The 14,136-nt window shown below is 46.6% G+C and carries 8 protein-coding genes and 1 riboswitch; of the genes, 3 read left to right on the top strand and 5 right to left on the bottom strand.

Annotation, left to right across the window (positions count from 1 at the left end):
- Nucleotides 1–5: 5 nt before the first annotated feature.
- Nucleotides 6–3,683, top strand: a complete 3,678-nt coding sequence (gene metH / locus M1D72_RS08490) for a methionine synthase (protein WP_456296598.1) — start codon at nt 6–8, stop codon at nt 3,681–3,683.
- Between the two features lie 53 nt (nt 3,684–3,736).
- Here metH and lysC read toward each other — a convergent pair whose 3' ends face one another.
- Nucleotides 3,737–5,086 carry a lysine-sensitive aspartokinase 3 gene (gene lysC / locus M1D72_RS08495; RefSeq protein WP_456296599.1) on the bottom strand — a complete coding sequence of 450 codons (1,350 nt, stop codon included), beginning with the start codon at nt 5,084–5,086 and terminating at the stop codon, nt 3,737–3,739.
- A 118-nt stretch (nt 5,087–5,204) separates the two neighbouring features.
- Nucleotides 5,205–5,382, bottom strand: a riboswitch (Lysine riboswitch).
- Between the two features lie 179 nt (nt 5,383–5,561).
- Here lysC and M1D72_RS08500 point away from each other — a divergent pair.
- The gene (locus tag M1D72_RS08500; RefSeq protein WP_456296600.1) at nt 5,562–6,680 is read left to right on the top strand and encodes a pyridoxal-phosphate-dependent aminotransferase family protein; all 1,119 of its coding nucleotides are present in this window, start codon (nt 5,562–5,564) and stop codon (nt 6,678–6,680) included.
- Nucleotides 6,681–6,726: 46 nt separating this feature from the next.
- Here M1D72_RS08500 and M1D72_RS08505 read toward each other — a convergent pair whose 3' ends face one another.
- The 4 genes from M1D72_RS08505 to M1D72_RS08520 all read right to left on the bottom strand — a co-directional run bounded on the left by M1D72_RS08505 (nt 6,727) and on the right by M1D72_RS08520 (nt 13,183).
- The gene (locus tag M1D72_RS08505; protein ID WP_456296601.1) at nt 6,727–8,484 is read right to left on the bottom strand and encodes a PglL family O-oligosaccharyltransferase; all 1,758 of its coding nucleotides are present in this window, start codon (nt 8,482–8,484) and stop codon (nt 6,727–6,729) included.
- A gap of 69 nt (nt 8,485–8,553) precedes the next feature.
- The gene (gene uvrA, locus M1D72_RS08510) at nt 8,554–11,376 is read right to left on the bottom strand and encodes an excinuclease ABC subunit UvrA (RefSeq protein WP_390196286.1); all 2,823 of its coding nucleotides are present in this window, start codon (nt 11,374–11,376) and stop codon (nt 8,554–8,556) included.
- A 162-nt stretch (nt 11,377–11,538) separates the two neighbouring features.
- On the bottom strand, nt 11,539–12,414 hold the full coding sequence (gene galU / locus M1D72_RS08515; protein WP_390196284.1) for a UTP--glucose-1-phosphate uridylyltransferase GalU: 876 nt from the start codon (nt 12,412–12,414) through the stop codon (nt 11,539–11,541).
- Nucleotides 12,415–12,532: 118 nt separating this feature from the next.
- Entirely contained in the window at nt 12,533–13,183 is a 651-nt protein-coding gene (locus M1D72_RS08520; protein WP_390196281.1) for a LuxR C-terminal-related transcriptional regulator, read from the bottom strand.
- 275 nt (nt 13,184–13,458) lie between these two features.
- Here M1D72_RS08520 and M1D72_RS08525 point away from each other — a divergent pair, with 275 nt between their 5' ends.
- Nucleotides 13,459–13,998, top strand: a complete 540-nt coding sequence (locus M1D72_RS08525; protein ID WP_390196278.1) for a single-stranded DNA-binding protein — start codon at nt 13,459–13,461, stop codon at nt 13,996–13,998.
- The last annotated feature ends 138 nt before the right edge of the window (nt 13,999–14,136 follow it).

The following is a 14,136-nucleotide window of genomic DNA, read 5'->3' on the forward strand; positions in this document are numbered from 1 at the left end:
AGAACGTGGGAAGTAAGGTAAGACAACAGATAGAGTCGCTATTGGCACAACGCATCCTGTTGATTGATGGTGGCATGGGCACCATGATTCAAGGGCACAAGCTGGAAGAGCAGGATTATCGTGGCGAGCGATTTGCTGATTGGGGGTGTGACCTTAAAGGCAACAATGACCTGCTTGTCTTAACTCAACCTGAGTTGATCAAAGGCATTCATAGTGAATATCTTGAAGCGGGTGCGGACATTCTTGAAACCAACACCTTCAACGCGACCACCATCGCAATGGCTGATTACGAAATGGAAAGTATCAGCGAGGAGATAAACTATGAAGCGGCGCGTCTTGCGCGTGAAGTCGCTGATGAATGGACAGCAAAAACCCCCGATAAGCCTCGTTTTGTTGCGGGGGTGTTGGGGCCAACTAACCGTACCTGTTCTATCTCTCCAGATGTGAATGACCCTGGCTACCGAAATGTCTCGTTTGATGAGTTGGTAAAGGCGTATTCTGAATCGGTTCGAGCTTTAATTCGTGGCGGTAGTGATCTGATTTTGATTGAAACCATTTTTGACACGCTTAACGCGAAAGCGTGTGCTTTTGCTGTCGAAAGTGTGTTTGAGGAAGTGGGCGTTCAACTACCAGTGATGATCTCAGGCACCATCACAGATGCTTCCGGCCGTACCCTCTCGGGGCAAACAACCGAAGCGTTTTATAACGCACTACGCCATGTTCGCCCTATTTCCTTTGGACTTAACTGTGCTTTGGGGCCTGATGAATTGCGTCAGTATGTTGCGGAGTTATCACGCATCTCTGAATGCCATGTCTCGGCGCACCCTAATGCCGGTTTGCCGAACGCCTTTGGCGAATATGATTTATCGCCCGAAGATATGGCAGAGCACATAAAAGAGTGGGCGGAGTCCGGCTTTTTAAATTTAGTGGGTGGCTGTTGTGGGACAACTCCTGAACATATTCGCCAAATGGCGCTTGCAGTTGACTCTGTGCAGCCGCGCCCATTACCGGAATTACCCGTTGCTTGTCGATTGTCTGGCCTCGAACCTCTGACGATAGAAAAGGATACCCTGTTTATCAACGTCGGTGAGCGCACGAACGTTACCGGTTCTGCACGTTTTAAGCGTTTAATCAAAGAAGAACTGTACGATGAAGCCTTAGACGTTGCTCGCCAGCAAGTGGAGAATGGCGCGCAAATCATCGATATCAATATGGATGAGGGCATGCTTGATGCGCATGCGAGTATGGTGCGCTTTCTTAATCTTTGTGCATCAGAGCCTGAAATTTCTAAAGTGCCCATCATGGTCGATTCTTCCAAGTGGGATGTTATTGAAGCAGGGTTAAAATGCATTCAAGGCAAAGGCATTGTTAACTCTATCTCGCTTAAAGAAGGGAAAGACAAATTCATCCAGCAAGCCAAATTGATCCGCCGCTATGGCGCAGCGGTTATCGTGATGGCGTTTGATGAAGTTGGACAGGCTGACACTCGTGAGCGCAAAGTGGAAATTTGTACTAATGCGTATCGTATTTTGGTCGATGAAGTGGGCTTTCCGCCAGAAGACATTATTTTTGATCCCAATATTTTTGCCGTCGCGACCGGTATCGATGAGCATAATAACTATGCTGTTGATTTCATTGAGGCGGTTGCTGATATCAAGCGCACTCTGCCTTACGCGATGATTTCTGGAGGGGTTTCAAACGTCTCATTCTCTTTCCGTGGTAATAATTACGTGCGTGAAGCGATTCATGCGGTATTCCTCTATAACTGTTTTAAAAATGGTATGGATATGGGGATCGTTAATGCGGGTCAGCTTGAGATCTACGATAACGTACCTGAAAAGCTGCGTGAGGCGGTGGAAGATGTAGTCTTAAACCGTCGTGATGACGGGACTGAACGTTTATTGGATATCGCTGAAGAGTACCGCGAGAATGCGGTCGGGAAACAAGACGATGCCAGTGCGCTTGAATGGCGGACATGGCCAGTTGAAAAGCGGTTAGAGCATGCCTTAGTTAAAGGTATAACTGAATTCATCGTTGAGGATACGGAAGAAGCACGCTTGGCGGCCACAAAACCGCTCGAAGTAATTGAAGGCCCGCTGATGGATGGCATGAACGTGGTTGGTGATCTGTTTGGTGAAGGCAAGATGTTCTTACCACAGGTGGTGAAGTCAGCCCGTGTAATGAAGCAAGCCGTAGCGCACCTTGAGCCGTTTATTAATGCACTCAAGCAAGCTGGTTCCACTAACGGAAAAATTCTTCTAGCCACGGTGAAAGGCGATGTTCACGATATCGGTAAAAACATCGTTGGTGTGGTGTTGCAATGCAATAACTACGAGATCATCGATCTTGGCGTGATGGTACCGTGCGAGCAAATTCTCAAAGTAGCGAAAGAAGAAAACGTCGACATTATTGGTCTCTCTGGGTTGATTACGCCTTCTCTCGATGAAATGGTTCATGTTGCTAAAGAAATGGAGCGCCAAGGTTTTGAGTTGCCTCTGTTGATTGGTGGCGCGACCACGTCCAAAGCGCATACCGCTGTGAAGATTGAGCAGAACTACCGTCATCCCGTGGTTTATGTGAACAATGCTTCCCGTGCGGTTGGGGTATGCAGTTCATTGCTTTCCGACGAATTACGCCCTGCCTTTGTTGAAAAGCTGGATGCTGATTATGAGCGTGTACGCGATCAACATAATCGTAAAAAGCCAAGAACCAAACCAGTGACATTAGAACAGGCTCGCGCGAATAAAGTTGCTATTGATTGGAGTGACTACACGCCACCTCAACCCAAACAATCGGGCGTACATGTGTTTGAAGATTTTGATATCGCAACCCTACGTCAATATATTGATTGGACACCATTTTTTATGACTTGGTCGCTGGTTGGTAAATACCCGGCCATTTTGCAACATGAAGAAGTTGGTGAAGAAGCTCAGAACCTATTCAGGGACGCGAACGAATGGCTCGATCGTATCGAGAAAGAGGGCATGATTTCGGCCAAAGGGATGTGTGCCCTGTTCCCAGCTGCGAGCGTTGGAGACGATATTGAAGTCTACACTGATGAATCGCGTACTCAGGTCGCGCAAGTGCTGCATAACTTGCGTCAACAAACCGAAAAGCCCAAAGGCTATAACTACTGTTTGTCCGATTACATCGCTCCGAAAGAGAGCGGTAAAAAAGATTGGATTGGTGCGTTTGCCGTTAGTGGGGGATTTGGTGAGCGTGAACTAGCTGATGAGTTTAAAGCGCAAGGTGATGATTACAATGCGATTATGATTCAAGCCGTCGCAGACCGGTTGGCAGAAGCGTTTGCCGAATACCTACATGAGCGTGTTCGTAAAGAAATTTGGGGTTACGCAGTCGATGAGGACCTCACTAACGAGGATTTGATTCGTGAGAAGTACCAAGGTATTCGTCCGGCACCGGGGTACCCGGCTTGTCCTGAACACACCGAGAAAGGCGCATTATGGGCACTGCTTAACGTTGAAGAGACGATTGGTATGTCACTGACCACAAGCTATGCGATGTGGCCGGGCGCGGCGGTCTCGGGTTGGTATTTTTCACATCCTGATTCCCGCTACTTTGCTATTGCGCAAATTCAGCAAGACCAAGCAGAGAGTTATGCTCAACGTAAAGGCTGGGATGCCCTTGAAACCGAAAAGTGGTTAGGGCCCAATATGAACTAGTTCTGTTCTCGATATAAAAACGCCAGCATTACGCTGGCGTTTTTTGTTGTGGTTTATTCGAAGAGTTCTCTATGCAGTTTTTCAATCGCGGTTTTCGCCACCGACTCTTCCAACAAAAAGCATAGGTTATGCGGGCTTGCACCAAAGCAAATCATGCGCAGGTTATAGTCTTCTAGGGTACCGAACACTTGTTTTGCATGCCCACGATTACTGCTCATATTGTTACCAATCAGGGCGACCAAGCTTAGGTTTTGTTCGACATCAACGGTACATAACTCTTCAAGCTCCTCGCGTGCGGCTTGCGGAAGTTGAGGGGCGCCACCCGCAGTGCCTGTTTTGTCGAGTGTCAGAGAGACACTGATTTCTGAGGTTGTAATTAAATCGACCGAAACTTTGTGCTTGGCTAAAATTTCAAACACTTTGGCCAGGAAGCCATAGGCTTGGAACATTTTCGCACTGTGCAGCGTAATCATGGTCTGATTGGTACGAAGCGCAAGAGCACGAAATAGTGGGGAGCTCTCGACTTTACGGCGAATCCATGTTCCTCCGTTGTCCGGTTCTTTAGAGGAACCAACAAATACCGGAATATCGTGGCGCAGCGCAGGTAACAGCGTGGAAGGGTGCAGAATCTTGGCGCCAAAGTTGGCCATCTCTGAGGCTTCACTAAAGCTGATCTCAGGGATCGGTGTCGCTTTAGGGGCGATACGTGGATCGGTCGTGTAAATCCCTGGTACGTCAGTCCAAATCTCTAGCCCGCTAGATTTTACACCTTCAGCAATTAATGCGGCGCTGTAGTCACTGCCGCCACGGCCAAGTGTCGTAGTATTGCCTTCCTCATCACTTCCAATAAAGCCTTGAGTGATCACAACATGCTGCTGGCAAAGCGGCACCAACTTTTCTTGAGCCAATTGACTGATGGCTTCGAGTTGTGGCTCAGCTTGACCATAATCACTGTCGGTTCGCAGGACATCACGAATATCAAAGCGCATTGCGTCGATTCCACGCTCACGCATTAACTGAGTGAGAATATGTGTCGACATTAGCTCACCACAAGCAACAAGGTGATCGGTCAGTTTGGTGCTGGCTTGGATTGATGCTGCTTCCGCAAGGCTAGTAATGGTATCGAGAATCGTATAGACCTCGGCCGCAGTTTCGGCGGCATCCTTAAGCTGAGATAAAATGGTGTCGTGGATGTTGGCGAGTTTCTGTAACAGTTCAGCTCGGCGTTCTTGTTCGCTGACTCCGTTAGCGAGTTCAACCAAAAGGTTGGTGACACCAGAGCATGCACTGCTGACAACAAGTTTGGTGTTTGGATTGGCTTCGATAATGGCCGCACAACGGCTCATTGCTTCAAAGTTAGCGACGCTGGTTCCGCCAAATTTGGCAACGTTAAATGCGCTCACTGTAGGTCTCCCATGGCTTCCAAAAAGAATCAATAATCGATTACGAATAGAGTAATCAAACGTCCTGTCGATGAAGAGAGTGCTAGAGCAAAAAGAGAGGTTTAAAGATTTGAATAGTGACCTCAGAAGCCCTTCATCAGATAGCACTGATGACAGTTGCTGGGATTCAACCCAAGTCAACCGACAAACCAAATCCACATCTCTGGTTCATCTCGGCACTGCTCTCCCTCGATATGATGTATTGGAGTTGTGGCTCCACGTCATACCTACCTAGGCAGTGCTCCTCTTCTGCATAAAAATGCTTAGCCATTGAACGTTGTTATGGAACGAATGTCAATCAGTAATTATTGCGGTAACAACAATACATGGCGGCGTGTGCTAACTGGTTAGACCACTATACCTTTGGCCAATTGCTCAAGGAATAAAATTGGATTAAGGTAGCCTTCCCCCAGTCATTATTTGCAAAGGAATTCTCATGACGATTCACAGTTTTCTGCCCCCTCATCGCACCTTGATGGGACCTGGTCCTTCTGATATTTCACCTCGTGTATTACAGGCGCTAAGTCGCCCAACCATTGGTCACTTAGACCCGCTATTTATCGGCATGATGGATGAATTAAAACAACTGCTGAAATACGCTTTCCAAACGGAAAATGCCTTCACTATCGCAGTCTCTGCACCGGGTAGTGCCGGGATGGAGGCTTGCTTTACCAACTTAATCGAACCGGGAGACAAAGTGTTGGTTTGCCGTAATGGTGTGTTTGGCGAGCGCATGCGTGAAAATGTGGTTCGTGCCGGTGGTGTACCCGTTGTGGTCGATGACCCTTGGGGAGCGCCAGTATGCGTGGGGAAAGTGGCACAAGCGTTGGAGGCGGAATCGGATATTAAACTGTTGGCTTTTGTTCATGCAGAAACCTCAACAGGTGCTTTATCTGACGCGAAGGCGCTTGGCGCTTTAGCGCAAAAGCACGACGTATTAACGATTGTCGATGCGGTCACCTCACTCGGTGGAGTACCATTAAAAGTGGATGAGTGGCAGTTGGATGCGGTGTATTCGGGGAGTCAAAAGTGTCTGTCGTGTGTGCCAGGGCTTTCACCGTTGACCTTCTCTGCGAAAGCGGTCGAAAAGATTCAATCTCGTCAAACGCCGATTCGCAGTTGGTTCTTAGATCAGAGTTTGGTACTTGGATATTGGAGTGGGGAAGGCAAACGCAGTTACCATCATACTGCGCCAGTGAATAGTCTTTACGCGCTGCATGAAGCGTTATTGCTTCTTAAACAAGAAGGGCTAGAAAATGCGTGGCAACGTCATCGTGATATGCATGAAGAGTTGAAATCTGGTCTGGAAAAGCTCGGTTTTCGTTTTGTTGTAGAGGAAGCACATCGCTTACCACAATTGAATGCTATCTACGTACCGGAAGGCGTTGATGAAGCGAGTATTCGTCGTCAACTTCTAGAGCAGTATAATTTGGAAATAGGTGCTGGATTAGGCGATTTGGCTGGTAAAGCTTGGCGAATTGGCTTAATGGGGTATGGGGCACGCAAAGAGAACATTGCACTGTGTCTGCAGGCCTTGCAAACCTCGCTTCTCTAATATCATTAAAATGATATAGGGGCGGATGGAATTTCGCCCCTGCTTGTTAGTCGCTCAGCCCTTCCCCTGGGCCGATTTGGCTTTCATGGTGCGGTGGAGAGAACGTGTATTGAGGAAACAAATAGTTGGCTTCTTTACGTATCTGTTTTGCACGGCTGATATCGCCTAATCCCTGATAAGCCAATATCAGATTGTTGTAGAGTGCTGGCCTTGGCTTATGTTTAATGATGTTCAACGACCAACGAATGTAAGGGGTGATGTAGTCGGGATCTTCGTTATATAGCCCCAATTGCAAATAAGTACTGTAAATGTCCCAGTCAAAGCGGTCTTTCCACACCAGCGGGTTAGTGACTTGCTCTAGAATATCTGGATTACGTGGTTCGGACTTTTCAAACTGAGTGAGAACATAGTTGGTGTGCAGCGACGTCAACATATAAAACGCGGTGACAACTGGCAACGTTAAACTGATCACGCGCAGGGCACTTTTAGAGACTTGACTAAAGCTCGCTTGTTTGTAGCGTGCAACACGTTGATCAACCCAGTAAAGAAGAATGACAAAGGTTATCCAATGAATCGCTGAGTGATAAAACGGATATTCAAGTTGAGAGTGCAACACAATAGGAACAAAGAGTGCAAACATCGCTAAGCGGGTGCCTTTCTTATCGGTATAAATTCGTGAAAGGACGATAAGCGCTGCGAGGATGATCGCTAAAACAGGTAATAACCCCCCTTCGACAGCCCAATATAATAACTCATTGTGTGGATGATCCATCGCGGGTAAACCGGGTGGATAGTTTGGATTGAGTTGATGTTGACGCGCGGTATACAGAATATATTGTGATTCAAACTTTCCGTACCCGTAACCGGTAAAGGGTTTCTCAATCGCCATATCGAGCGCTTGTGGAAAGGTATAGCTGCGAGGGCTGTCTAAATCGGCTTTGGCCAAAAGGTGGCTGTCTTTACCGCTCAATGTGCTAATCCATAGCCCAACAACAAGTCCCAACGTTAATGAAATCAACCAGCCATAGAAACGTTTTGCTGTCGAGAATCGCCTTAAATACGGTAGCACCAGTACACAGGTGAGCGCGGTAGCCAGCCAACCAGTGCGCGATGCTAAAACGACTAATAAGGGGAGTGTGATTAATGGAATACAATAGAGCAGACTTATAACACTGATGCGGCTTTGATATTTAATCGGGTAGCGAGCCAGTAGATAACCTGATATGGCTAAGCCAGTAGCGAGAAAGCTTGCCATGACGTTTGGCTGCTGAAAAATACCATACGGTCGATTAACTAACGTATCGTAACCAAATATATTGCCAGGTTTGAGCCAAAAGAATTGACCGTAGCCAATGAGCGATTCAATACAGACCGCAATTAGAATGAACCATAGCAGTCTCAGCCGGTGCTGAATACTGAATTGGAACTGTTGCAGTACAACAAACAATACAAAGCCCGCCCAAAGACCGAACAATCGCCCAGAGACCAAGCTTACAGAGCTATTCGGATAAAAGACCGGTACAGTCATTAATAAGCAGCACAGCAATAAGCCTAGGGTCAATTTGGTATAGTAGATCTTGCGGTTGGTTCCAAGCTGATATAAACCGATGGCTAAACTAACGCTCACCGCGAGCCATGTTGTCGCATTAAACGAAAGTGCTAATCCTGCACCGCCTGGGTTAGGCATGAAAAAGTGCATGGCAATAACAAATACCAAGCCTAATGAGACGATGAAACGTCGATTGAGTGGTACTCGCGGAGCCTGTGGTTCGAGTTGGGTGCCATTTACATAAGTGGTTGCCATACAAACTTCTATCGCTAACAAAATCAAACCAGCGTATCGGCGCTGGTTTGATTACTTTAACTGTTTTTTCTATTTCAACATAGGTTTTAAGAAGCGAGCAGTATGCGAACCTTCGACCTGCGCCACATCTTCGGGCGTTCCTTGGGCGATGATCTCACCGCCGCCTTGTCCACCTTCTGGACCTAAATCGATAACCCAGTCGGCGGTTTTGATGACATCGAGGTTGTGTTCAATCACTACCACGGTATTACCATTGTCACGTAAACGATGTAGGACGCCAAGTAACTGTTGTATGTCGTGGAAATGAAGACCGGTGGTTGGCTCATCCAAAATATATAGGGTTTTACCAGTATCACGCTTGGATAGTTCACGTGCTAACTTAACACGTTGTGCTTCACCGCCAGAGAGTGTGGTCGCCGCTTGTCCTAAACGAATATAAGAGAGACCGACATCAATCAAAGTTTGCAGCTTACGTGCGATGGCGGGCACAGCATCAAAGAAGCTACGAGCATCTTCAACTGTGAGCTCTAAGACTTCATCAATGGTTTTTCCTTTATAGCGAACTTCCAACGTTTCACGGTTATAGCGCTTCCCTTTACAAACATCGCAGGGGACGTACACATCCGGTAAAAAGTGCATTTCAACCTTAATTACGCCATCACCTTGGCAAGCTTCACAGCGCCCACCACGGACGTTAAAACTGAATCGACCTGGCTTATAACCACGTGAGCGTGATTCTTGGGTGCCGGCAAATAGCTCACGAATTGGAGTGAAAATACCCGTATAGGTTGCCGGATTAGAGCGCGGCGTACGGCCGATAGGGCTTTGATCAATATCGATAACTTTATCAAATAGCTCCAACCCTTTAATTTTCTTATATGGCGCTGGGGTTGCGGTCGTTGCGCCATTTAGTGCGGTTTGCGCAATTTTAAAGAAAGTGTCGTTGATTAGGGTGGATTTACCCGAGCCTGAGACGCCAGTAATACAGGTAAACAACCCAAATGGAATCGATAAATCGACCTCTTTTAAGTTGTTGCCGCTCGCGCCCAAGAGTTCAACGCACTTTTTCGCATTACGCGGTGTGCGCTCGGTGGGAACCGCAATCTCTTTCTTTCCTGACAGGTATTGCCCGGTTAATGACGCCTCGGTGGCAATGATCTTGTCAACCGGACCTTCAGCGATGACCTGTCCGCCATGGACACCCGCACCTGGGCCAATATCAATCACATGGTCAGCCATTCGAATTGCATCTTCATCGTGCTCAACCACTAATACGGTATTTCCTAAATCACGCAGATGAGTGAGAGTATTGAGTAGACGTTCGTTATCACGCTGGTGGAGGCCAATCGATGGCTCATCAAGCACATACATTACCCCCACGAGGCCTGCGCCAATTTGACTGGCTAGACGAATACGTTGCGCTTCGCCTCCAGACAGAGTTTCTGCACTGCGCGACAGATTGAGATAATTAAGACCAACGTTGACCAAAAAGCTCAAACGGTCATTGATCTCTTTCATCACCTTTTCTGCGATTTGCGCACGTTGCCCTTCTAATTTTAACGAGGCAAAAAAGGCTAAGGCATCAGCAATGCTCAGCTCAACAATTTCGGGTAGTGAGGTGTCTTGAATAAAGACGTTACGCGCTTCAAGTCTGAGGCGTGTTCCATGGCAGCTGCTGCATGATTTGGTCGAAATAAATTTTGCTAAATCTTCGCGTACTGAGTTTGATTCCGTATCGCGATAGCGGCGTTCAAGAGTGTTGAGAATACCTTCAAAAGGATGGCGTTTAACGCGAATATCACCACGATCATTGATGTACTGAAATTCCACTTCAGTGCGACCAGAGCCGTGCAATATGATATCGCGAGTTTTCTTTGGCAGTGATTTAAATGGAGCGTGCAGGTCAAAACCGTAATGCTCTGCCAATGAGCTCAACATTTGGAAGTAGTAGAAGTTCTTTTGATCCCAGCCACGAATAGCGCCTTGGGCTAAACTGAGTGAGTCATCGACAATCACTCGGTCTGGGTCAAAGTATTGCTGAACGCCGAGTCCATCACAGGTACCACAAGCGCCTGCTGGGTTATTAAATGAAAATAATCGTGGTTCGAGTTCACGCATGCTGTAGCCGCAATGTGGGCATGCAAAGTTCGCTGAAAACACCACTTCTTCACCGTCTCCATCCATTGGCGCAACAACGGCTGTGCCACCAGAGAGCTCAAGGGTCGTTTCAAATGATTCCGCTAGGCGCTGCTTGAGATCGTCACGAACTTTAAAGCGGTCAACCACCACTTCGATGGTGTGCTTTTTATGCAGTTCAAGGGTTGGAGGATCGGACAAATCACAAGTTTCTCCATCAATACGTGCGCGGATAAACCCTTGAGCTGAAAGGTTCTGTAAGGTTTTAACGTGCTCACCTTTGCGCTCTTTCACGATTGGCGCTAAGAGCATTAACCTTGATCCCGCCGGCTGCTCAAGCACTTTGTCTACCATTTGGCTGATGGTTTGTGCTGCGAGGGGGACATGATGATCCGGGCAGCGTGGCTCTCCAACACGAGCATATAATAAACGCAGATAATCGTAGACTTCGGTAATCGTTCCGACGGTTGAACGCGGATTATGAGAGGTTGATTTCTGCTCGATGGAAATGGCTGGCGATAACCCTTCAATATGATCGACGTCGGGCTTTTCCATCAAAGATAAAAATTGACGGGCATAGGCTGACAAAGATTCTACATAGCGTCGCTGGCCTTCCGCATACAAAGTATCAAAGGCAAGAGATGACTTGCCTGAACCGGATAAGCCTGTGATAACAATCAGCTTATCGCGAGGAATCGTCAGATTAATGTCCTTGAGGTTATGGGTTCTTGCGCCGCGAATATCTATTTGATCCATGGGGTTCGCTCTGTAAATTATGCTGTGGGGCTAGTATTACATAGTGTGATAAATGTTCAAAGAACAACTGTATAAAAAAACAGCCCTTGTGCTGAGGATAAAAAAAAGCAGCGTTAATGCGCTGCTTTTTATGTTCAGTAGTTAGGGGGAATAACTGCTGAATTATTTCTGTGATTTTTGAGTCGCTTGCTTACCTAACGTCGACACTTTGTCGTCTTTTAGGTATAGGTTTTCGTAGCAGTAGTTCGTTGCTTCGATATAACCTTCAACGCTACCACAGTCAAAACGATGACCTTTGAATTTGTACGCTAGTACACAACCTGATTTTGCTTGTTTCAATAGCGCATCAGTGATTTGGATTTCACCGCCTTTACCTGGTTCAGTACCTTCAATAAGCTCGAAGATATCCGGTGTTAGAATGTAACGACCGATGATCGCAAGGTTGCTTGGCGCTTTACCTTTTTCTGGTTTTTCCACCATGTCTTCAACACGGAAGATGTTATCTTTGATCATCTCACCAGAAATCACACCGTACTTGTGCGTTTCATCTTCAGGAACTTCTTGAACCGCAACAATTGAACAACGGAACTGCTTAAACAGTGATACCATTTGTGCCAGTACTCCGTCACCTTCGTTTACACAAAGGTCATCCGCAAGTACAACCGCGAACGGTTCATCACCGACTAATTCACGACCTGTTAAAATCGCGTGGCCTAGACCTTTCATTTCACGTTGACGAATGTAAGTGAAGTTCGCACTGTCGATTACTTCACGGATATCGACTAATAGCTCTTCTTTGTTCGTACCGCTAATTTGATGTTCTAGCTCGTAGTTTTTATCAAAGTGGTCCATGATCGAGTGTTTGCCTCGACCTGTCACAATGCACATGCCATCCATACCAGCATCGATGGCTTCTTCTACACCATATTCAATCAATGGTTTGTTTACCACTGGCATCATTTCCTTAGGCATTGACTTAGTTGCAGGTAAAAAGCGCGTACCATAGCCAGCTGCGGGGAATAGGCATTTTTTGATCATTCTGAATCCCTTATCTTTCTTATTACGATAATTTGACTAGACAAACCTTAACATGCTTTTTGGGGAGAAATAACGACAGTCAGTTCGAAAATGTGCAATTTTAGGCTTTGGTTTAAATTTAAGACAATATGTGCTGTTTTGCCCACGAAATGGCTTGGGCACGATTTCGTACAGAAAGTTTTTTAAAGATCTGATACAGGTGCGACTTTACGGTGAACTCACTGATAAAGAGGTCTTCGGCAATCTGTAAGTTCGACGCCCCGGTCCTTAAACTTTGCAGAATCTGAACTTCTCTGCAGGTGAGATCAACCACGACAGGGGTACGGCTTTGGTCTATCACATGGCGGTAATAGTGTAACAACTGCGCACATACCTTTCTTGGTAACCAGTTTTGGCCATTGATGATTTCAGCGCAGCCTTTGGCAATGGCCTTATTATCCTCTTTATACCCAAATAGCCCTTTTAAATTCCCGAGTTCTAAAAGCTGCTCTGTGGTTAGACGTTTCGGTACATTAAACACGATGGTTTCAAAGTTTTTATCGGTCAGCGGCAGATCACGGACTTGCTCTGTGAGGAGGTGAATACTTTGATAATCAATTAGCAGAATTTTATGTTTGTGTTTTTGTAGTGCCATCATAAGGCCCTTGGGCGAGATTTTGGGAATATCTAGCGCGAGGTGATGTTCAATATCGTTTACTTGAAGGTAATTGGCGTTAGGGTTATCACATAAGTGATAAATTGTACGGGTATAACTAGACTTGCTGACCATCTCTATGTTCTCCAAAGATTTTTTGCAGAATATGGTGCATAGGGTCGGTACAGTGCTAATCGAATCATTACTTTTGCGCCTAGTTTCATAATTGACGGTAAGTAAGTGGTTTATCAGTAATATTGTTGTTGAGTTGACTCGTAAAATGTGAGGGCGAATGACGGTCAGCGATCGCAATCGATTCTGTTGGCAATACAATTTGTACCTCACACAAAGCGTGGTATGCTAATGCGCTATTTTTAAGTTACACACTCATTAATCAGACGGAGCAGAACATGGCGAGCCGTGGAGTAAACAAAGTCATCCTCGTGGGCAACCTCGGACAGGATCCAGAAGTACGATACATGCCAAGTGGTGGCGCAGTTGCGAACATTACTGTGGCAACTTCAGAATCTTGGCGCGATAAGAGTACTGGCGAGCAACGTGAAAAGACCGAATGGCACCGTGTTGCTTTGTTTGGCAAATTAGCCGAAGTGGCTGGAGAGTACCTACGTAAGGGCTCTCAAGTATACATTGAAGGCCAGCTGCAAACTCGTAAGTGGCAAGACCAAAGCGGTCAAGATCGTTTTACCACTGAAGTCGTGGTACAAGGTTTTAACGGTACCATGCAAATGTTGGGTGGTCGTGGTCAAGGTGGCGGTCAAAATCAAGGTATGGGCCAAGCACCACAACAGCAACAGCAAGGTGGTTGGGGACAACCTCAACAGCCAATGCAATCTGCGCCACAACAAGCGCCAGCACAGCAAGCACCTCAACAATCCCAGCCTCAATATAACGAGCCACCAATGGATTTTGATGACGATATCCCGTTCTAGGGATGTCATCGACGAAAAAAGCCGCGGTTTCCGCGGTTTTTTTATATAGTTAACAAGATATTGACCTTCTCTCATGGACGGTTTTAACTACGCAATTTTTTTAGCGTAAGCGCTTTGGTTGAGTTAGCCCTTTGCGCG

The sequence above is a fragment of the Vibrio sp. AK197 genome (genome assembly GCF_053903115.1).